Raw genomic sequence first — 23,860 nt, 5'->3', positions numbered from 1 at the left:
CTTATCCTCCAGCACAGAGGAGTCGGGCCATCCGTCCGGAAGGTCAGTGGAGGAGAACGGAAATGGCAAGTCGCTATTCCGATGTGTATGCCGCATGGAAAGCCGATCCGCAGGGCTTCTGGTCCGAAGCCGCGGAGGCGATCGACTGGGTCGAAAGGCCGCGGCGGATCTTCGACGCCGAGCGTGGGCCTTACGGGCACTGGTTTCCGGATGGCGTCACCAACACCTGTTACAATTGCCTCGACCGCCATGTCGAGGCGGGCCGCGGTGAGCAGACGGCGTTCATCTACGATAGTCCCGTCACCGGCAGGACCGAAAAGATCACCTATGCGGCGCTGCTCGCCGACGTAAAGGCAATGGCGGCGGTCTATGGAAAGCTCGGTATCGACAAGGGCGACCGGATCATCATCTATATGCCGATGATCCCTGAAGCCGCGATCGCCATGCTGGCGGCGGCGCGGATCGGCGCGGTCCATTCGGTCGTCTTCGGCGGCTTTGCCGCCAATGAGCTCGCCGTCCGGATCGATGATTGCCAGGCCAGGCTCGTCGTTTCGGCAAGCTGCGGGCTGGAGCCCGGCCGCACCGTCGCCTACAAGCCGCTGCTCGATCAGGCGATCGAGATCGCCAGCAACAAGCCCGCCCACTGCCTCATCTTCCAGCGCGACATGCTGGCCGCCGAGATGGTGCCCGGTCGTGATCTCGATTTCGCCGATGCTCTGGCGGCTGCCAGGGAGGCCGGCGATGAAGCACCCTGTGCAGCGATCGCCTCCACCGATCCGCTCTATGTCCTTTACACCTCCGGAACCACCGGCCAGCCGAAGGGCGTCGTGCGCGACAATGGCGGCCACATGGTCGCGTTGAAATGGTCGATGGAGAATTTCTTCGGCGTCCGGCCTGGCGAGGTCTTCTGGGCGGCATCCGACATCGGTTGGGTCGTCGGGCACTCCTATATCGTCTACGGACCGCTCCTCAATGGCAGCACCTCGATCCTGTTCGAAGGCAAGCCGGTCGGGACCCCCGACCCGGGCACCTATTGGCGAATCATCGCCGAGCACGGCGTCGCCGTCATGTTCACCGCCCCGACAGCGCTGCGTGCGATCCGTAAGGAGGATCCGGAAGCCTCCCATGTGGCGCGTTATGACCTGTCGCGCTTCCGCGCCCTCTATCTTGCCGGCGAACGCGCCGATCCGGACACGATCCGCTGGGCCGAGCGGGCACTCGGGGTACCGGTCATCGATCACTGGTGGCAGACGGAGACCGGCTGGCCGGTCGCCGGCAACCCGCTGGGCCTCGGCTTGCTGCCGGTCAAATACGGATCGCCCGCCGTTCCCCTCCCCGGTTATGACGTGCAGGTCGTCGATGATGCCGGTCATCCGGTCGAGGCGGGGACGCTCGGCAATGTCGTGGTCAAGCTGCCGCTGCCGCCCGGCTGCCTGCCGACGCTCTGGATGGCCGACGACCGGTTTCGGGCCGCCTATCTCGAGGAATATCCCGGATACTACAAGACGGCCGACGCCGGCTATATCGACGAGGACGGCTATGTCTTCATCATGGCGCGTACCGACGACATCATCAACGTTGCGGGGCATCGGCTTTCGACGGGGGCTATGGAGGAGGTCTGCGTCAGTCATCCGGACGTCGCCGAATGCGCCGTGATCGGCATCGCCGATCCGTTGAAGGGGCAGATTCCGGCCGGCTTCCTGGTGATCAACTCGAATGTTTCCCGTGAAACATCGGATATCGAGACAGAGGTCATCGACCTCGTTCGCGAGCGCATCGGCCCTGTCGCCGCCTTCCGAACCGCGATCTGCGTCAAGCGGCTGCCGAAGACCCGGTCCGGCAAGATTCTGCGCGCCACAATACAGAAGATCGCCGACCGCCAGCCCTGGAAGATGCCGGCGACGATCGACGACCCGGCGGTCCTCGATGAAATCACCGAGGCGCTTCACGCCAAGGGTATCGGCATTTGACGCGGCGCGTCAGTTCGATGCGGGGTCAACAACCTGTTTGAACCAGCCGCAGAAGGCGGACGCGGCCTTCTGGCGCGAGGACTTGCTGATCAGGAAGTAGCTCTCCTCTTCGAGGATCGAAGTCTCGGAGAGCACGATCAGGTCGCCGTTGTCGATCTCGCGCCGGCATACTTCGACCGGGCAAAGCGCGACGCCATGGCCGGCGATGGCGGCGGTCGCCAGCAGATTGAAATCCTGAAACACCGGACCCTTCAGGGACCCGGGCGGCACTATGCCGGCCCGGGCGAACCATTGCTGCCAATGGGCCGTCGTCTCGTCGTGCAAGAGGTCCGCCGTGGCGATCTGCTGAGCAGTCGCGAGACGACCCTCCCGTTCCAGATAACGCGGACTTGCGACGGGCCTGTTGACGCGGGAAAAGAGCCGATCCGAGACGACGCCGTCGGACAGATCGGCGCCGAGCGTGATGAGCACGTCGCAGCCGGTTTCACGTAGGCGCTGCGCTGCCATGGCATAGACCACCCTGACCGTGGTATCGGCATGGGCTGCGAGGAACTCACCGAGCGCCGGGATCAGCCAGCGGGTCGCAATCGAGGGAATGCAGGCGACGGTGATTTCCGATTTCGTCCTGAGCTTCAAGGATTCCGCTTCGGCGGCAATGCGCTCGAAGCTTACCGACAGGGCTTCGGCAAGCCGCTCGGCTTCGGGCGCGAGCCGAACGCCGCGCTTTTCGCGCAGGAACAGGGGGCGGCCGAACCATTCCTCCAATTGCCGGATCTGATGGCTCACGGCGGCATGCGTGACATGCAATTCGTCGGCGGCGCGCGAGAAGCTAGCGAGGCGGGCGGCGGCTTCGAAGACCCGCAAGGCGCCCAAGGGCGGCATCATATGTAAATTCTCCTCAACTATCCGGTGAGGAATCATCGTTTGTAAGAAGCATAAATCAAGCAAATAAAGGGATTCATCGCGACGGCCCGGGGACCCATTGCGGGATTTGTCAGATTTTCTTACACGAGGAGAACGCCATGTTCGTGCGCAGCCTGCAGGACGTTGAAGTCACCGATCACTTCGTCGAGTGGGGCAGCGGTACCAGCCACCGACTGCTGACGGAAAAGGACGGCATGGGCTTCACCGTCTGCCATACGGTGGTGCGGGCCAACACCGTGTCGCTGCTTCAATACCGCAACCATCTCGAAGCCTGCTATTGCATCGCCGGCGAAGGCGAGGTCGAAGATATGGAGGGCAATGTCTTTCCGATCCGCAGGGGCGACATCTATGTGCTCGACAAGCATGACAAGCACTATCTGCGCGGGGGCCGCGACAAAGACCTGGTCCTCGTCAGTATCTTCAATCCGCCGCTCACGGGGACGGAGCGCCACAACCTCAAAGACTCTTCGGGCTCGGCCTATTGAGTACGGCAACAAAAAACCCGGATCCTGCGATCCGGGTTCTTGAATCTCACCGCTGACGAACCGATCAATAGTCGTCGTCTTCGTCCTTGCGGTCCGACTTCAGCGACTTCAGCTTGGCGAAGACGGCGTCAGCGTCGATTTCCTTCTCTTCTTCGCGTTCGAAGCTGTAGTCGAGCTTCTCGGTTTCCCGTGCCGACTCGAGCGTCGCGCCCACCTCGGCCGCGGTCGGCAGCGGGCGGCCCTTGGCGGCGCGCTCGACTTCGAGGTCGAGGTCGATCTGCGAGCACAGGCCGAGGGTGACCGGATCCATCGGCGTCAGGTTGGCAGAGTTCCAATGGGTGCGTTCGCGAATCTGCTCAATCGTCGACTTCGTCGTGCCGACGAGGCGCGAAATCTGCGCGTCCTTCAGTTCCGGATGGTTGCGGACCAGCCAGAGAATGGCGTTCGGACGGTCCTGGCGCTTGGAAACGGGCGTGTAGCGCGGTCCCTTGCGCTTCGAATCCGGAACGCGGACCTTCGGTTCGGAGAGCTTGAGCTTATGGTTCGGATTTGCCTCGCCGCGGGCGATCTCGTCGCGCGAAAGCTGACCGGTTGCAATGGGGTCGAGGCCCTTGATGCCCTGCGCCGATTCACCGTCGGCAATCGCTTTGACTTCGAGCGGGTGCAGCTTGCAAAACTGCGCGATCTGGTCGAACGAGAGTGCGGTGTTGTCAACGAGCCAGACGGCCGTTGCCTTGGGCATAAGCAATTGCTGAGCCATGGATATAGTCCTTTTGTCCGCCGCGCCGGTGTCGCGGGCCGTTGAGTCTACCACTCATTTCCGGGAATTGAGCGTTCTATATCGTTCTTGTCTCGAAATTGCAATTCTTCACTTCCGAATGTGCTTTTGTCTAATTGCGGCGAAGCTTTGAGCTGCTATGAATCGTCAAAACGGCGGTGGGAGTGCCGCTGAGAGCGGTTCGCACCCGCTCTATGTTCGGATGGATCATGTTGATGTTCTGGGACGATTCGACCCACGATCATCGTGATCCAGGCAGAAATGCACAGGGAGGAAGAATATGGACGTCAAGACCCACCCGGTCCTGGAAGCGGCCAAGAACCGCACGCTCATCGACAACGAGACCTATCTGAAATGGTATAAAGAGAGCGTTGCCGATCCGGACAAGTTCTGGGGCGAGCACGGCAAGCGGATCGAATGGTTCGAGCCCTACTCCAAGGTCAAGAATACCTCCTTCGAGGGCGATGTTTCGATCAAATGGTTTGAGGACGGGCTGACCAACGTCTCCTATAATTGCATCGACCGTCACTTGAAGACGCATGGCGACAAGACCGCAATCATCTGGGAAGGGGACAACCCGTATCTCGATAAGAAGATCACCTATAATGAACTTTACGACAGGGTTTGCCGGCTTGCCAACGTCTTGAAGAAGCATGGCGTCAAGAAGGGTGATCGTGTCACCATCTACATGCCGATGATCCCGGAGGCGGCCTATGCGATGCTCGCCTGCGCTCGCGTCGGCGCGATCCACTCGGTCGTTTTCGGCGGCTTCTCGCCCGATGCGCTTGCCGGTCGCATCATCGACTGCGAATCCACCTTCGTGATCACTTGCGATGAAGGGGTGCGCGGCGGCAAGCCGGTGCCGCTCAAGGAAAACACCGACAAAGCGATCGATATCGCCGCCAGGCAGCATGTGAGGGTCGACAAGGTGCTGGTCGTACGCCGCACCGGCGGCAAGGTGGGCTGGGCATCGGGCCGCGATCTCTGGTACCACCAGGAGACCGCGACGGTCGAGCCGCATTGTCCGCCGGAGAAGATGAAAGCCGAAGATCCGCTGTTCATCCTCTACACTTCTGGTTCGACCGGCAAGCCGAAGGGCGTTCTGCACACGACCGGCGGCTATCTCGTCTACGCTTCGATGACACATCAATATGTGTTCGACTACCACGACGGCGATATCTACTGGTGCACCGCCGATGTCGGCTGGGTGACGGGCCATTCCTATATCGTCTACGGACCCCTCGCCAACGCCGCGACGACGCTGATGTTCGAGGGCGTGCCGAACTTCCCGGATGCAGGCCGTTTCTGGGAAGTGGTCGACAAGCACAAGGTCAACATCTTCTACACGGCGCCGACCGCGATCCGCTCGCTGATGGGGGCGGGCGACGACTTCGTCAAGCGCTCGTCGCGCTCCTCGCTGCGTCTGCTCGGAACAGTCGGCGAGCCGATCAATCCGGAAGCCTGGGAGTGGTACTACCATGTCGTCGGCGATGAGCGCTGCCCGATCGTCGATACCTGGTGGCAGACGGAAACCGGCGGCATCCTGATCACGCCCCTGCCCGGCGCGACCGATCTCAAGGCGGGTTCGGCGACACGCCCCTTCTTCGGCGTCCAGCCGCAGATCGTCGACAATGAAGGCAAGGTGCTCGAGGGTGCGGCCGATGGCAATCTCTGCATCGTCGACAGCTGGCCTGGTCAGATGCGCACGGTCTATGGCGACCACGAGCGCTTCATTCAGACCTATTTCTCCACATACAAGGGCAAGTACTTTACCGGCGACGGCTGCCGCCGCGACGAGGACGGATATTACTGGATCACCGGCCGCGTCGATGATGTCTTGAACGTTTCCGGCCACCGTCTCGGCACGGCGGAGGTCGAATCGGCACTCGTTTCGCACCACCTCGTTTCCGAAGCGGCGGTTGTCGGCTATCCGCACCCGATCAAGGGGCAAGGCATCTATTGCTACGTGTCGCTGATGGCAGGTGAGGTTGGCAGCGACGAGCTTCGCCAGGAGCTCGTCAAGCACGTCCGCTCGGAGATCGGGCCGATCGCCACGCCGGACAAAATCCAGTTCGCTCCCGGCCTGCCGAAGACGCGCTCCGGCAAGATCATGCGCCGGATTCTCCGCAAGATCGCCGAGGACGATTTCGGGTCGCTTGGCGACACGTCGACGCTCGCCGATCCGACGGTCGTCGACGACCTGATCGCCAACCGCCAGAACCGCGGCTGATGTGAGCTTGGGGGAACGGGCCGCGCAAGGCGCTTAGAAAGGCCCCTCATCCGGCCCGCCGGCCACCTTCTCCCCGCAGGCGGGGAGAAGGGACGATGCAGCGGACGCGAATCGTGCAGTCCAGAGATCCTCGGCCAGCATCGATTCGCCGACGAAACGATGGTGCGCCATCCTGGCAAAGGCTTCTCAGAAGTCGACCGCCCGACCCTTGATCTCCCAGTCGCCAAAACGGGCCGGATCGAGACCGCCGCGTCCGCCGAATTCCGCCGGCGTCGCCGCCTGCTCCTCGGCGCGGCGTCTCTCCTCCGCCTCCTTGAGGGCGCGGAGCGCGGCCGGCGTCAGCGGCCGCTTCGGACGATCGGGTGAATTGTCATTGTCGTTCTGCATGTGACGGCTGGTTTTCCTGACGATATTGAAGAGCGGGACCTTTATCCCCATCATATAAGTGGCTTCCTTCGAAGCGGGAACCCTGATTCACGTGAAACGTTTGGAGTGAGATCAGAGGCCAAGCCGAGTCGGTGCTGCGCTTCGCCGCCGAACGGGAAGCCACTTGAGAATGCCAGGAGCTTGATTCATGAATCTCGTGCGCACCGCAATGTTGCTTGCCTTCATGACCGTCCTGTTCATGGCCGTAGGCTATGTCATCGGCGGCAGGGGCGGCATGATGATCGCCCTGGTCATGGCCGCCGGCATGAACTTCTTCTCCTATTGGAATTCCGACCGCCTGGTGCTGCGCATGTATCGGGCCCAGGAAGTCGACGAACGCAGTGCCCCGGAATATTACGGAATCGTCCGCGACCTGGCGCAGAATGCCGGCCTGCCGATGCCGCGCGTCTACGTCATCGACAGTCCGCAGCCGAACGCATTCGCGACGGGCCGCAATCCTCAGAATGCGGCGGTCGCCGCCTCTACCGGTCTGCTGCAGTCGCTCTCCTATGAGGAAGTGGCCGGCGTCATGGCGCATGAGCTCGCTCATATTCAGTATCGTGACACCCTGACGATGACGCTGACCGCGACGCTCGCCGGCGCCATTTCGATGCTCGGCAATTTCGCCTTTTTCTTCGGCGGCAACCGTGAAAACAACAATCCGCTCGGCTTCATCGGCGTTCTGATCGCGATGATCGTCGCTCCGCTCGCGGCCATGCTGGTGCAAATGGCGATCAGCCGCACCCGTGAATATTCCGCCGACCGGCGCGGCGCGGAGATCTGCGGCAATCCGCTCTCCCTCGCCTCGGCGCTCCGCAAGATCGCCGGCGCGGCCCATGCGATTCCGAACTATGATGCCGAGCGCAATCCGGCGACGGCGCACATGTTCATCATCAATCCGCTCTCGGGCGAGCGCATGGACAACCTCTTTTCGACCCATCCGAATACCGAAAACCGCGTTGCCGCGCTCGAGCGGATGGCTGGCGAGATGTCGGCGGGCTCGACGCCAGGGGTTCGGCCTGATAATGCGGTGCGCAAATCGCGCTCTGTCCCGAGAACCGGCTGGGGTCGCGGTGGTTCCGAACCGCCGAAAGGCCCCTGGTCCTGATGTCCGAAAAAACGAAGAACGATTCAGATCCGAAACGAGTGCGCAGAAACAAGCCTTCCCAGTCGGCTGGGCAACGCTCTGGCGCGGCCGGCGTCGAGGCCAAGCCCGGGCTGAGGAGCCGCCAGACCGCCGCCAAGATCCTGGCGGCGGTGATCGACCGCAGGACGTCGCTCGACGGCATGCTCGACCAGGAGCACGGCAATCCCGCCTATCGCGAACTCAATGATGCGGATCGCGCGCTGGTGCGCGCCATCCTCAATTCGGCGCTCCGCCACCTGCCGCGAATCCGCGCCGCGATCGATTCGCTGCTGCAGACGCCGCTGCCCGAGGGCGCACGGGCGTTGGAGCACGTGCTGACGGTTGCCGCCGCACAGATCCTCTATCTCGACATTCCGGATCATTCCGCCGTCGACCTTGCGGTCGAGCAGGCGCAGTCGGATCCGCGCAATCGCCGCTTTGCCAGTCTCGTCAACGCCGTTCTCAGGCGGCTTTCGCGCGAGAAGGAGACGATCCTCGAGAAGGTGCGGTCGGTGCCCGCCATTCCGGTCTGGTTCCATGACCGGCTCGTCGCCCATTACGGCCGCGCCCAGGCGGAAGGCATTTCGGAAGCGCAGCTCGTTCCCGCCGCGATCGACCTCACGGTGAAGTCCGACCCAGCCTTGTGGGCCGAACGCCTCGGCGGCACGGTCCTGCCGACCGGCTCCGTTCGGCTCGGTGATTTTTCCGGTGCGATCCCGTCCTTGCCGGGCTTTGCGGAAGGGGCCTGGTGGGTGCAGGACGCCGCCGCCTCTATACCAGCGCGCCTTTTTGGCGATCTTTCCGGCAAAACGGTGGTCGATCTCTGCGCGGCGCCGGGCGGCAAGACGGCCCAGCTTATTCTTGCCGGGGCGAATGTGACGGCGCTGGACCAGTCCTCCAGCCGGCTGCGGCGGCTCAAGGGCAATCTTGAGCGGCTCGGCCTCGAGGCCCGGACGAAAGAGACCGACATGGCGGACTTCCGTCCGGATGAGCTCTTCGACGCCGCGCTGCTCGATGCCCCCTGCTCTTCGACAGGCACGACGCGGCGTCACCCGGATGTGCTGTGGACGAAGGGACCGGAAGACGTCGAAAAGCTTGCCCAGCTTCAGGAGCGGCTGCTGCGCCATGCGCTGAGCGTCGTCAAGCCGGGTGGCATCGTGGTCTTCTCCAACTGTTCGCTGGACCCGCGAGAAGGGGAAGACGTCGTAGCGCGTGTCCTTGACGAGGGACTTTGCGAGCGCGTTCCGATTGCCGCGTCCGACTGGCCCGGGTTCGAAGCGGCGATCACGGCTGTTGGCGAGTTCCGCACGACGCCGGCGATGCTGCCGCTTGCCGCGCCCTTTTCCAGCGGGCTTGACGGTTTCTATGCGGCGGTGCTTCGCCGCGCCGAGGGCTAGAGCCTCGTCAACAGGCTGTCTCGCCGCGACAATTGACGCTTTCGGACCGCCCGCCTATCAATGGTGGCCAGATTGATAGAAATTTAATCATCCTTCCGGCACGGTTCCGGCCATGAAAGCGATTCTGCTCAAGCGCTTTGAAGGTCCCGTTGCGGCAATCAACAAACCTGCAGGCGCCGATGCTGTTTACCGGTAAACGAAGGCTGCTTTACCTGTATCTGCGCGAAGGTTGGCGCCGATTTGCGCGCCGGCTTTCGCTCGGCCGCCTGTCGGCGCTGCGTTTTTCCGGATCGACGCCGGACCGGCTCATCGTCGCGCCCACGGATCTCAGAGCCATCGATCCTTTTGTGGCGGAGGAAATTCTTCAGGGCCGCTACCCGCTGGCCGGCCGCGTGCTCGACACAGAGGGTGAATCGCCCTTCGAGATCGACCTGCCGTCGCACGAATTTGCCAATCGGCTCCACGCCTTCGACTGGCTGCGCCACATGCGTGCGGTCCGCGATGAAGCCGGCTTCATTAGGCTGCGTCAGATCTTCGACGACTGGATGGGCACGCATGGTCGCACTATCGGCGGCATTGCCTGGGACGCCGATGTGATCGCGCAGCGCGTCATCGTCTGGCTGTCGCATTCGCCGGTGGTGTTACGCAATGCCGAGCACGGTTTCTATCGCCGCTTCCTGAAAAGCCTCGCCTTTCAAATCCGCTATCTCCGCCACATCGCCGAAACCGTCCCGGACGGGGAGGCGCGGCTCAGGGTTCGCATAGCGTTGGCGATGGCTTCCGTGTCGATGCCCGTCTCTTCTTCGGCACTGCGCAGGGCCGCGCGCAGTCTGGATCTCGAGCTCGACCGGCAGATCCTGCCCGACGGCGGTCATTTCTCGCGCAACCCGCGCGCCGGTCTCGAACTGCTGCTCGACCTGCTGCCGCTCAGGCAGACCTATGTCAATCTCGGTCACGACGTGCCGTCGCGGCTGATTTCCGGCATCGACCGGATGTACCCGGCCTTGCGCTTCTTTCGGCACCAGAGCGGGGAGCTGGCGCTCTTCAACGGCGCCAGCTCGGTGCCGGCACACGAGCTTGCATCGGTGCTGCGTTACGACGAAACGGCGGGCGAGCCGTTCCGGTCGCTTCCGCATATCAGTTTCGAGCGGCTGGCGCTCGGCGAGACCGTCGCGATCGTCGACACGGGCCGTCCGCTGTCGGTCGATCTGTCGCGCAGCGCCCATGCCGGCTGCCTCTCCTTCGAGATGTCTTCGGGGCGAAACCGTCTCATCATCAATTCCGGCGCGCCGAAGTTTGCCGGCGAACGATTCCGGCAAATGGCCCGCGCCACTGCCGCGCACTCGACGGTGACGGTGAACGACACCTCCTCCTCACGCTTTTCGCAATCGCACTTTCTCGGTCCGCTCATGGTCAGCGGCGTGTCGCGGGTCGAATCGGAGCGAAGCGACGAGCCCGGCCGCATCGAATCCGTCAGGGCGAGTCATAATGGTTATCTCGGCGCCTTCGGGCTCATCCACGAGCGCGATATCGGTCTTCTGAACGGCGGCCGGCTGATCCGCGGACGTGATCGGCTCGCCCGCGAAGACGGAAGCGATCCGGAGCCGTCCGATGCCGCTATCGCCGTCGCCCGCTTTCACATTCATCCGGCAATCGGGCTGCGCCAGAGCAGCGTGGGCGAGATCTATCTGAGTGCGCCGGACGGCGAGGCCTGGCTTTTTGCCTGCCGGGACGGAGACCTGGCGATCGAGGAAGACGTCTTCTTTGCCGACCCCTCCGGCGTCCGCGCTTCTTCGCAGATCACGGTCACCTTCGCGGTCGGGACGCAGCCGGAAATCCAGTGGACGCTGACCCGCGAGGGTTAGACGGGGGCACAAAGGACCTATTTTCCCCGCCTGCGGCTGCAACGGTTCCTTCCGTCGGCAAGCTGTGCTAACGGGCAGCCATCCCAATCGCCGGCACCCTCTTTCCAAGCGTCCGGCGCTGCCAAAGGAGCATGGTTGATGGCTGTCGCCTCCAAGAAAATTCCGGCACCGGACGAAGTCCGGATCCAAACCGCCCTTCTCTCCGTGTCCGACAAGGCGGGCATCGTCGAGCTCGCCCGCGCTCTCGACGCGAAGGGGATTCGGCTGGTCTCGACCGGCGGCACACACAAGGCGCTGGCGGCGGCCGGGCTTCCCGTCAGTGACGTTTCCGAATTGACCAAGTTTCCCGAAGTCATGGACGGCCGCGTCAAGACCCTCCATCCCGGCGTGCATGGCGGCCTGCTCGCCATTCGCGACGATTCGGACCACAAAGCGGCGATGGACGAGCACGGCATTACTGCCATCGATCTCGCCGTCATCAACCTTTATCCGTTCGAGGAGGTCCGCGCCCAGGGCGGCGACTATCCGACGACGGTCGAGAATATCGACATCGGCGGACCGGCGATGATCCGCGCATCGGCCAAGAATCACGCCTATGTGACGATCGTTACCGATCCGGCCGATTATTCCGGGCTGCTGGACGAAATCGCCAACGGCACGACGCGCTACGCCTTCCGCCAGAAAATGGCGGCCAAGGCCTATGCCCGCACCGCGGCCTACGATGCGGCGATCTCCAACTGGTTCGCCGAGGCGCTCGATACGCCCATGCCGCGCCATCGGGTGATCGGCGGCGTGCTCAAGGAGGAGATGCGCTACGGCGAGAACCCGCATCAGAAGGCGGCCTTCTACGTGACCGGCGAGCAGCGGCCGGGGGTCGCGACCGCGGCGCTGCTGCAGGGCAAGCAGCTTTCCTACAACAACATCAACGATACGGACGCAGCCTTCGAACTGGTAGCCGAGTTCCTGCCGGAGAAGGCGCCGGCCTGTGCGATCATCAAGCACGCCAACCCCTGCGGCGTCGCCACCGCGCCGTCGCTCGCCGAAGCTTATCGCCGCGCGCTCGCCTGCGATTCCACCTCGGCCTTCGGCGGTATCATCGCCCTCAACCAGCCGCTCGATGCGGAGACGGCCGAAGAGATCGTCAAGCTGTTCACCGAAGTCATCATCGCGCCGTCGGTCAGCGACGAGGCCAAAGCGATCATCGCCCGCAAGCCGAACCTCCGGCTGCTGGCGGCCGGCGGCCTGCCGGATCCGCGTACGCCGGGGCTGACCGCCAAGACCGTCGCCGGCGGCCTGCTCGTCCAGACCCGTGACAACGGCATGGTCGAGGATCTGAAACTCAAGGTGGTCACCAAACGCGCGCCGACGGCGCAGGAGCTCGAGGACATGAAGTTCGCCTTCAAGGTGGCGAAGCACGTCAAGTCGAACGCCGTCGTCTATGCGAAGGACGGCCAGACGGCCGGCATCGGCGCCGGTCAGATGAGCCGCGTCGATTCAGCCCGCATTGCCGCTATCAAAGCCGAGGAAGCGGCCAAGGCGCTTGGCCTTGCTGCGCCGCTGACACGCGGTTCGGCGGTCGCCTCGGAAGCCTTCCTGCCCTTCGCCGACGGTCTCCTGTCGGCGATCGCCGCCGGCGCCACCGCCGTCATCCAGCCGGGCGGCTCGATGCGCGACGAAGAGGTTATCGCCGCAGCCAACGAGCACAATGTCGCCATGGTCTTTACCGGCATGCGGCATTTCCGCCACTGAGCGAGGGTTTTGCGGTGATCTGCGTCTGCTCCTTCGTCATCCTCGGGCTTGACCCGAGGATCCAGACGCAAGCTTCACCGGGACGCGGAGCAGATTTCAACGAGCGGCGCCTTTTGCCGGCTCGTGAGTGGATCTCGGATCAAGCCCGAGGATGACGACTGAGACGGATGCGGGCGGAAACCGCTGACCTTGTCGCTCTTCAGCTTTCACAAGGCAAACTCCGCCGCGCCGCGGGTTCTTTATGCCGGCCGATGGGCCGGGTAGGGCGTGCGCAGCAGGATGACGAGCCCGACGGCCAGAAAGGCGACCAGCGCCATCATGCCGATCCGGGCCGAACCGGTCATCACCGTGATGGTGGCCACCGAGGCGGGCGCCAGGAACGAGGTGGCGCGGCCGGACAGCGCGTAGAGCCCGAAATAGCGCCCGGCCTCGTCGGCCGCGACGCTGCGGGCGAGATAGGACCGCGAGGAGGCCTGGACCGGGCCGAAGGCGATGCCGACCAGGAGGCCGTAGAGAATGTAGGCCTTCTCGGCGGCCGTGCCGAAAAGTCCGCCCGAATCCACGCTCGGCAGGGGGATAAGTCCGAACAGGGTGAAGCCGGGACCCGTCGAAACGATGCCGAGTGTCGCGATCGTCAGGCAGACGAGACTGGCGACCACGATGGCTTTCGAGCCGAGCCGCGTGTCGAGCCGGCTCGCATAGAGGCAGCCGCCGATCGCGACGACGTTCAGGATGATGCCGTAGAGGCCGAGTTCCATCGTCTGCCAGCCGAACATGCCGGCGGCGAAGGTGCCGCCGAGCGCCAGCAAGCCATTGACGCCATCCTGGAAGATCATGCGGGCGATCAGGAAGCGGAAGATCCCCGCCCTCTCCTTGAGCTCGCCGAGCGTGCCTCTGAGTTCCGTCAGACCCCGCTCCGTCGCCTCCCTGAGGGATGTCGTCGCCTTGCCCGCATCGGGGGTGAAAAGGAACATCGGCAGAATGAAGACTAGGTACCAGAGCGCCGAGATCGGGCCGGTGATGCGCGCGTCTTCGCCCTTGGCCGGATCGAGCCCGAAGAGCGGATCCAGCCCCAGCGCCGTCTTGCCGGTAGCCGGATTCCCGGCAAGCAGGGCGACGACGCCGATCAGCACGATCATGCCGCCGAGATAGCCCATTCCCCAGGCGATGTTGGAGATACGTCCCACGTCCTTCTCGCCGACGAGACGCGGCATCATCGAGTCGTTGAAGACGATCGAAAACTCGGCCGCGACCGTTGCCAGCGCCAGGAAGATCGCGGGGTAGATCAGTGGTGAATCCGGCACCGCGAACCACAGCATGGCGAGCGCGAAGATCTGGATGATCGCGAAGAAGCCGATCCACGGCTTGCGCGGTCCGGTCGCATCGGCAACGGCGCCGAGCACCGGTGAAAGCACCGCGATGACGATGCCGGAAACCGTGAGCGTGTAGCCCCAGATCGCCTGCCCGGCGTCGGGATCTGCCGTTAGCCGGGAAACGAAATAAGGTGCGAAGATGAAGGTGGTGATGACGGTGAAGAACGGTTGCGCGGCCCAGTCGAACAGCATCCAGCCGGCAATGCCGAGTCGCGTGGCTTTCGGCTGTTCCGCCGTTCGTCCGGCCGTCAACTCCAAGGTTCCCCTCCCGGACTACAGCGCCGTGCGTCTTTTCAGACGCACAAAGGACGCTGTAGCACTTTGAATTGCTGCATGTCTCAGTCCTTAAATCGTCTACGCTTTAAGGAAACATGCAGTAGGGCACCCCGCGCTGTTTAACGGGCGCGAGTGCCAATGCATTGATTTCGCTTAACCGGAACGGAATCAGTCCTCCAGGCCAGCGGCCCGGAGGGACTGTGTCATTTCGCCCTGCCGCGCGCAAGATCGCTGAGGAGACCTGCGGCGACGGTGATCTTGGCAAGCGTCGTCTCGCCCTTTTCGGTCAGGAGCTTCAACTGGTCGCCAGCGCGCGATACGCGCTCACGGTCCTGTTCCTGCCAGGCGAGTACCGGATTGCGGTCTCGCTTCTGTTCGACGAGCGCGGCGACGGTGATATCGCGGCGGGCGGTGGCTATGTCGGCAACGGCCCGTGTCAGCGCCATCGCCTCGAACTGTTCGGTGGCGGGCACGCGATCGGCGGCTGCCAGCAGGCGGTTGACCCGGAGCGTTTCGGTCACGGCGAAATAGCCTTGCGCCGTGCGATTGAGAGGCTCGCCGGTTACCGTGGCGATCTGCATGATCTCGGGGACCAGGGTCATCATCGACAGTTCGGCGATCTCTTCGGCAAGCTTTGCCGGGATGCCGCTTTCGATGAATCCGGCAGACTTCAGGCGCGCCTCCTCGGCACTCTCGCTCGAAATCGCCGCGCGCATCGTGCCGCGCAGCTTCTGCAGCCCATCGCGCAGCCGCGCAACGGCGTCGGCAACGGCCCCCTCGGACGCCCGCGTCCGCAAGGCCCTCTCGGCGACGACCGCAAAGATACGCCCGACTTCCTGGTAGAGCCGGTTCTGGACCGCGCCGCTGATCCTGTTGTCGAGCGCATCGATCTCGCCATAGATCCGCGGCAGGTCGAAACCATCCAGCGCCAGCACCGCTGCCTTTACGACATCGGCGGAAAGGAAGCCGGTCGCGTCCGTGAGTGTCGAGACGAAGGCGGGGCCGCCGCGGTTGATGGCTTCGTTGGCGAGCACCGTCGCAATGATTTCGCGGCGCAGGCGATGGCCGTGAATATCCCCGGCATAGGTCTTGCGCATCTTTGCCGGAAAGTAGCGTTCGAGCGTCGCGGTGAAATAGGGGTCATCCGGCAGTTCGCTCTGGATCAGTTCCTCGAACAATACCAGCTTCGCATAGGAGAGCAGCACGCCAATCTCCGGGCGCGTCAGCGGTTTGCCCCCCTGGTAGCGCTCGGCCATGGCTATTTCCGTCGGCAGCGTCTCCACCTTGCGGTTGAGATGCCCGTCGGTCTCGAGCCGCGCCATCAGCCGTGCCAGCGGCGTGCGGTTGCCGAGGCCCAGCATTTCCGTGAGCGAGATTGCCAGCGATTGCTGATAGTTGTTGCGCAGCACGAGATGGCCGACTTCGTCCGTCATAGCCGCCAGAAGCGTGTTGCGCTTGGGTCGGGTCAGACGTCCGTCGCGCATCGCCGAGGCGAGGGCGATCTTGATGTTGACCTCCACGTCGGAGGAATTGACGCCGGCCGAATTGTCGATCGCATCGGAATTGCAGCGCCCGCCGGCAAGCGAGAAGCCGATGCGACCCCTCTGGGTGACGCCGAGATTGGCGCCCTCGCCGATCACCCGGGCGCGCAGCTCTTCCGCCGTGACGCGGATCGGGTCGTTGGCACGATCGCCGACTTCGGCATCCGTCTCGTTGCTGCCGCGGACATAGGTGCCGATGCCGCCGAACCACAGAAGGTCGACCTGGCTCTTCAGGATGGCGTTCATGATCTCGAACGGCGTCGCCTTCGGCTTGTCGATGCCGATCGCCGCCATCGCCTCGGGCGTCAGCGTCACCAGCTTTTCCGCGCGCGAGATGATCATCGCACCGGGCGAAAGCGTCTTGCGGTCATAGTCCTGCCAGCTCGAGCGCGGCAGCGCGAACATGCGCTTACGTTCGGCGAAGGAGAGATCGATATCCGGATTCGGGTCGATGATAATGTCGCGGTGGTCGAAGGCGGCGATCAGCCGGATCTTCTCCGAAAGCAGCATGCCGTTGCCGAAGACGTCGCCCGACATGTCGCCGACGCCGGCGACGGTGAAGGGCGTCGTCTGGATGTCGATGTCCATCTCGCGGAAATGCCGCTTGACCGCCTCCCAGGCGCCGCGCGCCGTGATGCCCATCTTCTTGTGGTCGTAGCCGGCCGAGCCGCCGGAGGCGAAGGCGTCGTCGAGCCAGAAACCGGCCTCCTGCGCCAGCCCGTTCGCCGTGTCCGAGAAGGTTGCGGTACCCTTGTCGGCGGCCACGACGAAATAAGGGTCGTCGCCGTCGAGGCGAAGCGTGTCTTGAGGCGGTACGACTTCCTGGCCGACGATGTTGTCCGTCACCGACAGGAGCGTACGGATATAGGTCTTGTAGGCCTCGGTGCCGGCCCTGAAGATCTCGTCGCGGTTGCCGCCTAGGGGAAGCTGCTTCGGATAGAAGCCACCCTTGGCGCCGACCGGCACGATGACCGCGTTCTTGACCTGCTGCGCCTTGACGAGGCCGAGCACCTCGGTGCGATAATCCTGGGCCCGGTCGGACCAGCGAAGCCCGCCGCGCGCCACCTTGCCGAACCGCAGATGCACGCCTTCGACTTCGGTGCCGTAGACGAAGATTTCGCGGAACGGCCGCGGTTCCGGCAGGCCTTCGAGCGTCTTCGGATCGAGTTTGAAGGCGAGCACCGGACGCGGTCTGCCCTCCGCATCCTTCTGGAAATAGTTGGTCCGGAGCGTCGACTGGATGACGTTGACGTAGCGGCGCAGGATCCGGTCCTCGTCGAGGCTTGGTACGGCGGATAGCGCCTCCTCGATCGCCGCGAGCAGGGCGCTGGTTTTCTTCGCGCGCGACTTCGCGTCAATCTTCGGATCGAGCCGCGTCGAGAACAGGCGGACGATATCGGCGGCGATGGCCGGATATTTGTTCAGCGTATCGGCGATATAGCCCTGCGAATAGGTAATCCCGGCCTGGCGCAGGTAGCGTGAATAGGCGCGCAGCACAGTTACTTCGCGGGCGGTGAGCCCCGCCAGCATGACCAGCCGGTTGAAGTTGTCGTCCTCGATCGTGCCGTTCCAGGCGGCGAGGAAGGCTTCCTCCAGGGCAGCACCGGTCTTGGCGAGATGGACCGTGTGGCCGTCGCGGTGAATAAGCTCCATGTCGTGCAGCACTACTTCACGCAGTTCCTGCCCATGGATGCGCACACCGATGTCGTGGGTCTGCTCGCTGATGACGCGGAAACCGAGATTTTCGAGGAGCGGCACGCGGCGGGAGAGCGACACCGGGGTGTCGGCGTGGAAGATCTTCAGTTCCAGCGCGTCCGGGCTTTCCCGGTCCCGATGATAGAAGGAGATGCGAATCGGATCGTCCGCCCTACAGGCGGCTATGGCGGAGAGGTCGGCATAGGCCTCGGCCGGCGTGAAGGCGGCCTGATAGGCCTCTCCGACCGCAAGCTCTATGCCGTCCTTGCGGGCAAGCAGGTTGAAGCGGTCGATCCAGCGGGTGACGATAGCGCGGACCGCTTCCTCGAGCTTGGCCTGCGGGACGCGTGGTGTCTTGCCGCCCGGGCGTCCGATGATGAAGTGCACGCGGGCCAAACCGCTTTCCGGGAAGGCGGGATAGTAGGCGGAGACGCGGCCGTCATAGACGGTCTTCAGGTAATCGCCGATCTTTTCGCGAACGTCCGAATCATATTGCTCGCGTGGCACGAAGACGATGACTGAAACGAAGCGGTCGAAGTGGTCGATACGCGGCAGCACGCGAACGCGCGGCCGGTCGGCGAGCTCGTTGATCTGCTCGCAGAAGGCGGCGAGCACGCCGACGTCGATTTGGAAGAGATCGTCGCGCGGATAGGCTTCGAGCGTATTCGCCAGCATCTTGCCCGAGTGGCTCTGCGGGTCGTAGCCGAAGTGATCGACGATCTTCTCGATCTTGTGCCGCAACAGCGGGATTTCCGCCGCCTGCCGGGTGTAGGCCGTCGAGGTGAAGAGGCCGACGATACGGAGTTCCCCGACGACGTTTCCGGTGGCGTCGAAGCGCTTGACGCCGATATAATCCATGTAGGCCCGGCGGTGCACGACGGACTTCACATTGGCCTTGGTGACGATCAGAAAGTCGGGACCTTCCAGGAAGGCGAGGATCTCGGGCGTCGTCAACACCGCATCCTTGCCCTGACGCAGAACGCGGACGTCTGGATTGGAAAGGATGCCGAGGCCCCGGCCCTTGCCGCGCTCGACGCTCGCCTTCTCGCCCTTGCCGGAATAGGTGTATTCGCGCATTCCGAGGAAGGTGAAATTGTTGTCCCTTAGCCAGCGAAGAAAGGCGAGCGCCTCGTCGCGGTCGCTCTTCTTGCGCGAAGCGTTGTAATCCTCCAGTTCGCGCATGGCCTGATCGAGCAAGGCGGTCATCGCCGGCCAGTCGTGGACGGCCTGGTGGACCTGCTCCAGCACATCGGTGATACGCTTGCTCAGCGACCGCTCCTCGAGCGGCGTCAGCTTGCTCAGATGGATCTGGATATGGCTGACGCGGTGCGCCGGGTCGCTTTCCTCGTCCGGATCGAACAGTTTCGTGGATTGGCCGGGTTTCACGACCAGAATGGGATGGATCGCCAGGTGAATGTCGCGGTGGGTGCTCGTCACCTCCCCCATGACCGAGTCATAAAGAAAGGGCATGTTGCGTTCGGTGACGGCGATGATCGAGACTTCGGTTCCTCCCGGCGCTACGCCCGGCACCGTCTCGACCGAAACCTGCGGCTTGCCGCCATCCCAGCGGGCCAGCTCCCGGCGGGCATGGGCGGCGGTCAGCGCCAGCATGTCCGGCGAATAGAGGTCGAGGTCGTCGTTGCTTGCTCCCCCGAAGAGGATCTCCGGCGGCAGAGTCTCGGTTCCGATCTTGGTCACAGCCGCACGGGCCGCATCAATGTGACGATCCCGTTTCGGATTATGCTTCACGCCCATGAAAATCGCTCCCCCCAAAAGATAGTCGACCCTATCAGAACCGTGGTCAATGGCGACTTGTTTTATGATGGATTTGGGCAAAATCGAGCCTGTTTTTGGGGAAATTCGCGTAGAATCGACCTAAATCCATTTAAATCGGGGGTGTTTTCGCGAAAATTTCTCGAAAAACGACGAAAACGGACAAAAACACCGCAAGTCTCCGTAGTCGTCCTAAGTGACCGGCTGTTGACAGCGCCGCAACAGTCGGGCGATCACACTTCGAATCGAAGGATGGTCTTGCCCGATGTCCGAAATGCCCGCCGCGCCCGGTGCCGTCATTGTCATATCCAGCCATGTGGTTCGCGGCACGGTCGGCAATCGCGCCGCCGTGTTCGCCCTGGAGACGCTCGGGCATCGGGTGTGGGCGCTGCCGACCGTCATTCTGCCCTGGCATCCGGGCCATGGCCGCTCGACCCGGGTGGTGATGCCCGACGCGGACTTCCAGTCCATCATCGACGATCTTGCCAATGCTCCGTGGGCCGGCGAGGTGCGCGCCGTACTCTCCGGTTACCTGGGCTCGCCCGCCCAGGCCGAAGGCGTTGCCCGGCTGGTGACAGCGCTCAATGAACGCAATCCGGACCTTTTCTACGCCTGCGACCCGGTGATCGGCGATGCGAACGGCCTTTACGTGCCGATCGAAGTCGCTGCCGCCATCCGCGATCGGCTGCTGCCGCTTGCGACGCTGGCGACGCCCAACCGGTTCGAGCTCGCCTGGCTCGCGGGTGCCGCACTTGAAACCAACGCGACGATCCTCGACGCAGCCCTCGGTCTCGGGCCGTCCCGGGTGCTGGTGACGTCGGCGATCCCGATGATGAGCGGCGGCACCGGCAATCTCTATCTTTCCGGACGGCATGCGCTGCTTGCCGAACATCGGCTGATCGACGATCCGCCGAACGGCACCGGAGACCTCCTTGCGGCCGTCTTTCTTGCGCGGCTTCTTCAGGGGCTTTCCGAGGAGCGTGCGTTGCAGATGGCGACCGCCAGCGTGTTCGAGATCATCGCGCGCAGCCGCAAGCGCGGCGCCGACGAACTGACGCTCGAGCAGGATGCTTCGAGCCTGGCGACGCCGATGGCGATGGTGCAGATGCGCCGGCTGATGCATCCGAGCCAGGTGAAGAAATAGGGGCGGATATAAAAGAAATAGCTCATAAGCGCTCTTCGCCCTTCCAGGTGCGCGACGGTCGCTGTAACACTTCGACGCCCATGGTTCACAGGGAGCCATGCGACAGTGAATGACGTTGGATGACGCGGGGTTACCGATGGATATGCAGGGCTTTCCGGAACATCTTCTGACCGGCTACCGCAACTTCATGAGCGGTCGTTTCAGCGAACAGCAGCAACGCTACAAGACGCTTGCGGAGAGCGGCCAGAAGCCAAGGTCAATGGTTATCGCCTGTTGCGATTCGCGCGCCGCACCGGAAACGATCTTCGACAGCGGTCCGGGAGAACTCTTCGTCGTTCGCAACGTCGCCAACATGATGCCGCCCTACGAGCCGGATGGGCACTATCATTCCACATCCGCGGCACTCGAATTCGCGGTCCAGTCGTTGCGCGTCAGCGACATCGTCGTCATGGGTCACGGGCGCTGCGGCGGCATCAAGGCGGCGCTCGACCCGGATGCGGAACCGCTCTCCCCCGGTGATTTCATCGGCCGCTGGATGAACCTGCTGAAGCCGGCCGCCGAACAGATCCAGAGCAATGAGTTCATGACTCAGTCGGAACGCCAGCGCGCGCTCGAGCGCGTGTCGATCCGCAACTCGATCGCCAATCTCAGGACATTTCCCTGCGTGCAGATCCTCGAATCAAAGGGAAAGCTGCGTCTGCACGGCGCCTGGTTCGACATCTCGACCGGCGAGCTTTGGGTGATGGACGCGAAGACCGGCGATTTTACCCGGCCTGGGACGTAGGATACAGAAAGGCCCGCTCCTTTCGAAGCGAGCCTTTATTCCAATCAGTGTGCCTGATCAGTCGCCGTCGATCTCGGCGCCGATGATTGCGATCGCCTGCTGGTAGACGCTTGCGGCGTTCCAGCCCTGGATCGCCGCGTAGTTCACCTGGCCCGGCTGGTAGCCGCCGCCCGGCTGCCAGCCGTGGCCGCGCAGGAAGTTCGCGGTCGAGGCAAGCGCGTCGGCGCGTGAGCGGACCATGTCGACATGCCCGTTGCCGTCGCCGTCGACACCGTATTTCAGGACGTTCATCGGCAGGAACTGGGTTTGGCCGATTTCGCCATGGGCAGCGCCGCGGGCGGCCGGGTTCAGATCGCCGCGCTGGACGAGCTGGAGCGCAGCATAGAGCTGGTCGGTGAAGTAGGCGGAGCGGCGGCAATCATAGGCAAGCGTCGAGACGGCTGAGAGTGTGTGCTCCTTGCCCATGAACGAGCCGAAGCCGGTCTCCATGCCCCAGATCGCGATCAGCGGACCCGCCGGCACGCCGTAGCGCTGCTCGATGCTGTCGAAAAGCCTGGCGTTCTGGGCGCGCATCTTCCTGCCGCGCGATATGATCGTCTGGCCGCCGCGCTTCTTCATGAACTGGTCGAACGAGAGCTTGAAGCTCTTCTGTCCACGATCGGCGCGGATCGTCGCCCGGCTATAGGAAACGTTGGCAAGTGCCGAGTCGAGCACCGATGGGCTGATACCGTTGCCGGCCGCCTCGCGCTTGAACTCCGCGACCCAGGCCGAAAAGCCACCGCCGTCGTTGCCGCATTGCGCCGCCGAGGCGGCTGCGGGAAGAACTGCACTTATCATGAGGGCTGCGAGCCCTGCCGCTGCGCGCTTTGCCATCTTCATGGAATACCCCGTCATTGCCCGAATCTGTTGCCTTAGAAAAGAGCCGCTCGCACTGCTGGCCCCGCGTTGCTCTTGTGACGCGTCATGGTTTCACGTGAATCCGTCGCGCCGAACTCAATGCGAAACCCCGCAAGGTCAAGGTGCCGAGCGGGGTTCCGATTGCACTTGATTGTCGCCTCTCAGGCGGCCTGCTTGCGCGGCTTGATCAGGCCGCGATTGACGAGCAGTTCGGCGATCTGAATGGCGTTCAGCGCCGCACCCTTGCGCAGGTTATCGGAAACGACCCATATGTTGAGGCCGTTTTCGACGGTCGCGTCCTCGCGGATGCGCGAAATATAGGTCGCGTCTTCGCCGGCGCATTCGTAAGGCGTCACATAGCCGCCGTTCTCATGCTTGTCGACGACCAGGCAACCCGGCGCCTCGCGCAGGATCTCGCGCGCCTCGTCGGCGGTGATCTCGTTCTCGAACTCGATATTGACCGATTCCGAATGGCCGATGAACACCGGCACGCGGACGGCCGTGCAGGTCACCTTGATCTTCGGATCGAGCATCTTCTTGGTTTCGGCGAGAACCTTCCACTCTTCCTTGGTGTAGCCGTCTTCCATGAAGACGTCGATATGCGGAATGACGTTGAAGGCGATTCGCTTGGTGAACTTCTTGCTCTCGATCGGATCGGCGACGAACACGGCGCGCGTCTGGTTAAAGAGCTCGTCCATGCCATCCTTGCCGGCACCGGAAACCGACTGATACGTGGAAACGACGACGCGCTTGATCTTCGCGTGGTCGTGCAGCGGCTTCAGCGCGACGACGAGCTGCGCGGTCGAGCAATTCGGGTTGGCGATGATGTTCTTCCTGGTGAACTGGGAAACCGCATCCGCGTTCACTTCCGGCACGATCAGCGGCACGTCGGCGTCGTAGCGCCAGGCTGAGGAATTGTCGATGACGACGCAGCCCTGCTGACCGATCTTCGGCGAGTACTTCAAGGAAACCGCGCCGCCGGCCGACATCAGGCAAATGTCGGTGTCGGAGAAATCATAGGTTTCGAGGTTGGAGACTTTCAGCGTCTTGTCGCCGTAGGAGACCTCGGTGCCGATGGAGCGCGAGGAGGCGAGCGCTACAACCTCATCCGCAGGAAATCCCCGTTCGGACAGGATGTTCAGCATCTCCCGGCCGACATTGCCGGTGGCGCCTGCGACTGCAATCTTGAAACCCATGATCTAAGCTCTCTTTCTGTCTCTCCTCATCTGGTGGAGGCGGCGCCGCGCGGATTGTCCGCGAGGTTCCTGTCCCCGGCCGTACCGGGGAGAGAGCGGAGGGCCAGAGACGTCAGACGGTTTTCGTCGTCGTTTTGGCCGTTGTTTTACGATTGAGCGAGAAAAGGCGAGCCTCTCCGGTATAGACCGGCAAGTTCAGCGCAGCGATGGACGAACCGTTCGGTCGCATCT

The 23,860-nt window shown here is 63.3% G+C and carries 16 protein-coding genes; 9 read left to right on the top strand and 7 right to left on the bottom strand.

Annotated features, from left to right (window positions below; all coding sequences use genetic code 11):
- Nucleotides 1-62 precede the first annotated feature (62 nt).
- Nucleotides 63-1,970, top strand: a complete 1,908-nt coding sequence (locus tag USDA257_RS28525; protein ID WP_014766463.1) for an AMP-binding protein — start codon at nucleotides 63-65, stop codon at nucleotides 1,968-1,970.
- A gap of 9 nt (nucleotides 1,971-1,979) precedes the next feature.
- Here the strand turns inward: USDA257_RS28525 and USDA257_RS28520 are convergent, their stop codons facing one another.
- Nucleotides 1,980-2,855, bottom strand: coding sequence for a LysR substrate-binding domain-containing protein (locus USDA257_RS28520; protein WP_014766462.1), 876 nt, complete (start codon nucleotides 2,853-2,855; stop codon nucleotides 1,980-1,982).
- Between the two features lie 137 nt (nucleotides 2,856-2,992).
- Between USDA257_RS28520 and USDA257_RS28515 the strand changes: the two genes are divergently transcribed.
- The gene (locus tag USDA257_RS28515) at nucleotides 2,993-3,379 is read left to right on the top strand and encodes an ectoine synthase (protein ID WP_014766461.1); all 387 of its coding nucleotides are present in this window, start codon (nucleotides 2,993-2,995) and stop codon (nucleotides 3,377-3,379) included.
- A 64-nt stretch (nucleotides 3,380-3,443) separates the two neighbouring features.
- Here USDA257_RS28515 and USDA257_RS28510 read toward each other — a convergent pair whose 3' ends face one another.
- Nucleotides 3,444-4,139, bottom strand: a complete 696-nt coding sequence (locus tag USDA257_RS28510) for a DUF1013 domain-containing protein (RefSeq protein WP_014766460.1) — start codon at nucleotides 4,137-4,139, stop codon at nucleotides 3,444-3,446.
- Between the two features lie 298 nt (nucleotides 4,140-4,437).
- On the opposite strand from USDA257_RS28510, the gene acs reads away from it, so the two are divergent.
- Nucleotides 4,438-6,387 carry an acetate--CoA ligase gene (gene acs / locus USDA257_RS28505; RefSeq protein WP_014766459.1) on the top strand — a complete coding sequence of 650 codons (1,950 nt, stop codon included), beginning with the start codon at nucleotides 4,438-4,440 and terminating at the stop codon, nucleotides 6,385-6,387.
- Nucleotides 6,388-6,573: 186 nt separating this feature from the next.
- Here acs and USDA257_RS28500 read toward each other — a convergent pair whose 3' ends face one another.
- Complete coding sequence (locus USDA257_RS28500) at nucleotides 6,574-6,828, bottom strand: DUF1674 domain-containing protein (RefSeq protein ID WP_014766457.1); 255 nt, start codon at nucleotides 6,826-6,828, stop codon at nucleotides 6,574-6,576.
- Nucleotides 6,829-6,961: 133 nt separating this feature from the next.
- On the opposite strand from USDA257_RS28500, the gene htpX reads away from it, so the two are divergent.
- The 4 genes from htpX (at nucleotide 6,962) to purH (ending at nucleotide 12,950) form a co-directional block, all read left to right on the top strand.
- Nucleotides 6,962-7,921 carry a zinc metalloprotease HtpX gene (gene htpX, locus USDA257_RS28495; RefSeq protein WP_014766456.1) on the top strand — a complete coding sequence of 320 codons (960 nt, stop codon included), beginning with the start codon at nucleotides 6,962-6,964 and terminating at the stop codon, nucleotides 7,919-7,921.
- On the top strand, nucleotides 7,921-9,336 hold the full coding sequence (locus USDA257_RS28490) for an RsmB/NOP family class I SAM-dependent RNA methyltransferase (protein WP_014766455.1): 1,416 nt from the start codon (nucleotides 7,921-7,923) through the stop codon (nucleotides 9,334-9,336). Before htpX ends, USDA257_RS28490 begins: the two co-directional genes overlap by 1 nt.
- A 179-nt stretch (nucleotides 9,337-9,515) precedes the next feature.
- The gene (locus tag USDA257_RS28485; protein WP_014766454.1) at nucleotides 9,516-11,201 is read left to right on the top strand and encodes a heparinase II/III family protein; all 1,686 of its coding nucleotides are present in this window, start codon (nucleotides 9,516-9,518) and stop codon (nucleotides 11,199-11,201) included.
- Nucleotides 11,202-11,339: 138 nt separating this feature from the next.
- Nucleotides 11,340-12,950: a bifunctional phosphoribosylaminoimidazolecarboxamide formyltransferase/IMP cyclohydrolase gene (gene purH / locus USDA257_RS28480; RefSeq protein ID WP_014766453.1), complete on the top strand. Its 1,611-nt coding sequence runs from the start codon at nucleotides 11,340-11,342 to the stop codon at nucleotides 12,948-12,950.
- Nucleotides 12,951-13,189: 239 nt separating this feature from the next.
- On the opposite strand, the gene USDA257_RS28475 is transcribed toward purH, so the two are convergent.
- Both USDA257_RS28475 and USDA257_RS28470 read right to left on the bottom strand, forming a co-directional pair.
- Complete coding sequence (locus USDA257_RS28475) at nucleotides 13,190-14,581, bottom strand: MFS transporter (protein WP_014766451.1); 1,392 nt, start codon at nucleotides 14,579-14,581, stop codon at nucleotides 13,190-13,192.
- Between the two features lie 221 nt (nucleotides 14,582-14,802).
- On the bottom strand, nucleotides 14,803-19,590 hold the full coding sequence (locus USDA257_RS28470; RefSeq protein WP_014766450.1) for an NAD-glutamate dehydrogenase: 4,788 nt from the start codon (nucleotides 19,588-19,590) through the stop codon (nucleotides 14,803-14,805).
- A 283-nt stretch (nucleotides 19,591-19,873) separates the two neighbouring features.
- Between USDA257_RS28470 and pdxY the strand changes: the two genes are divergently transcribed.
- Nucleotides 19,874-20,752, top strand: a complete 879-nt coding sequence (gene pdxY / locus USDA257_RS28465) for a pyridoxal kinase PdxY (RefSeq protein WP_014766449.1) — start codon at nucleotides 19,874-19,876, stop codon at nucleotides 20,750-20,752.
- Nucleotides 20,753-20,888: 136 nt separating this feature from the next.
- The gene (locus USDA257_RS28460) at nucleotides 20,889-21,536 is read left to right on the top strand and encodes a carbonic anhydrase (RefSeq protein ID WP_014766448.1); all 648 of its coding nucleotides are present in this window, start codon (nucleotides 20,889-20,891) and stop codon (nucleotides 21,534-21,536) included.
- Between the two features lie 57 nt (nucleotides 21,537-21,593).
- Here the strand turns inward: USDA257_RS28460 and USDA257_RS28455 are convergent, their stop codons facing one another.
- Both USDA257_RS28455 and USDA257_RS28450 read right to left on the bottom strand, forming a co-directional pair.
- Nucleotides 21,594-22,415, bottom strand: a complete 822-nt coding sequence (locus tag USDA257_RS28455; protein WP_041414794.1) for a lytic murein transglycosylase — start codon at nucleotides 22,413-22,415, stop codon at nucleotides 21,594-21,596.
- 179 nt (nucleotides 22,416-22,594) lie between these two features.
- A complete protein-coding gene (locus tag USDA257_RS28450) occupies nucleotides 22,595-23,629 on the bottom strand; it encodes an aspartate-semialdehyde dehydrogenase (RefSeq protein ID WP_014766446.1) in 1,035 nt (344 codons plus the stop codon).
- Between the last annotated feature and the right edge of the window lie 231 nt (nucleotides 23,630-23,860).

Source organism: Sinorhizobium fredii USDA 257 (assembly GCF_000265205.3).
GTDB lineage: Bacteria > Pseudomonadota > Alphaproteobacteria > Rhizobiales > Rhizobiaceae > Sinorhizobium > Sinorhizobium fredii_B.
This window is presented reverse-complemented; position numbering and strand designations above follow the sequence as displayed.

Coding starts and splice junctions, on each gene's coding strand:
- USDA257_RS28460 (WP_014766448.1), top strand. CDS start 20,889: ATGGATATGCAGGGCTTTCCGGAACATCTTCTGACCGGCTACCGCAAC.
- pdxY (WP_014766449.1), top strand. CDS start 19,874: ATGTCCGAAATGCCCGCCGCGCCCGGTGCCGTCATTGTCATATCCAGC.
- USDA257_RS28515 (WP_014766461.1), top strand. CDS start 2,993: ATGTTCGTGCGCAGCCTGCAGGACGTTGAAGTCACCGATCACTTCGTC.
- USDA257_RS28520 (WP_014766462.1), bottom strand. CDS start 2,855: ATGATGCCGCCCTTGGGCGCCTTGCGGGTCTTCGAAGCCGCCGCCCGC.
- USDA257_RS28500 (WP_014766457.1), bottom strand. CDS start 6,828: ATGATGGGGATAAAGGTCCCGCTCTTCAATATCGTCAGGAAAACCAGC.
- USDA257_RS28490 (WP_014766455.1), top strand. CDS start 7,921: ATGTCCGAAAAAACGAAGAACGATTCAGATCCGAAACGAGTGCGCAGA.
- htpX (WP_014766456.1), top strand. CDS start 6,962: ATGAATCTCGTGCGCACCGCAATGTTGCTTGCCTTCATGACCGTCCTG.
- acs (WP_014766459.1), top strand. CDS start 4,438: ATGGACGTCAAGACCCACCCGGTCCTGGAAGCGGCCAAGAACCGCACG.
- purH (WP_014766453.1), top strand. CDS start 11,340: ATGGCTGTCGCCTCCAAGAAAATTCCGGCACCGGACGAAGTCCGGATC.
- USDA257_RS28455 (WP_041414794.1), bottom strand. CDS start 22,415: ATGAAGATGGCAAAGCGCGCAGCGGCAGGGCTCGCAGCCCTCATGATA.
- USDA257_RS28525 (WP_014766463.1), top strand. CDS start 63: ATGGCAAGTCGCTATTCCGATGTGTATGCCGCATGGAAAGCCGATCCG.
- USDA257_RS28470 (WP_014766450.1), bottom strand. CDS start 19,590: ATGGGCGTGAAGCATAATCCGAAACGGGATCGTCACATTGATGCGGCC.
- USDA257_RS28485 (WP_014766454.1), top strand. CDS start 9,516: ATGCTGTTTACCGGTAAACGAAGGCTGCTTTACCTGTATCTGCGCGAA.
- USDA257_RS28510 (WP_014766460.1), bottom strand. CDS start 4,139: ATGGCTCAGCAATTGCTTATGCCCAAGGCAACGGCCGTCTGGCTCGTT.
- USDA257_RS28450 (WP_014766446.1), bottom strand. CDS start 23,629: ATGGGTTTCAAGATTGCAGTCGCAGGCGCCACCGGCAATGTCGGCCGG.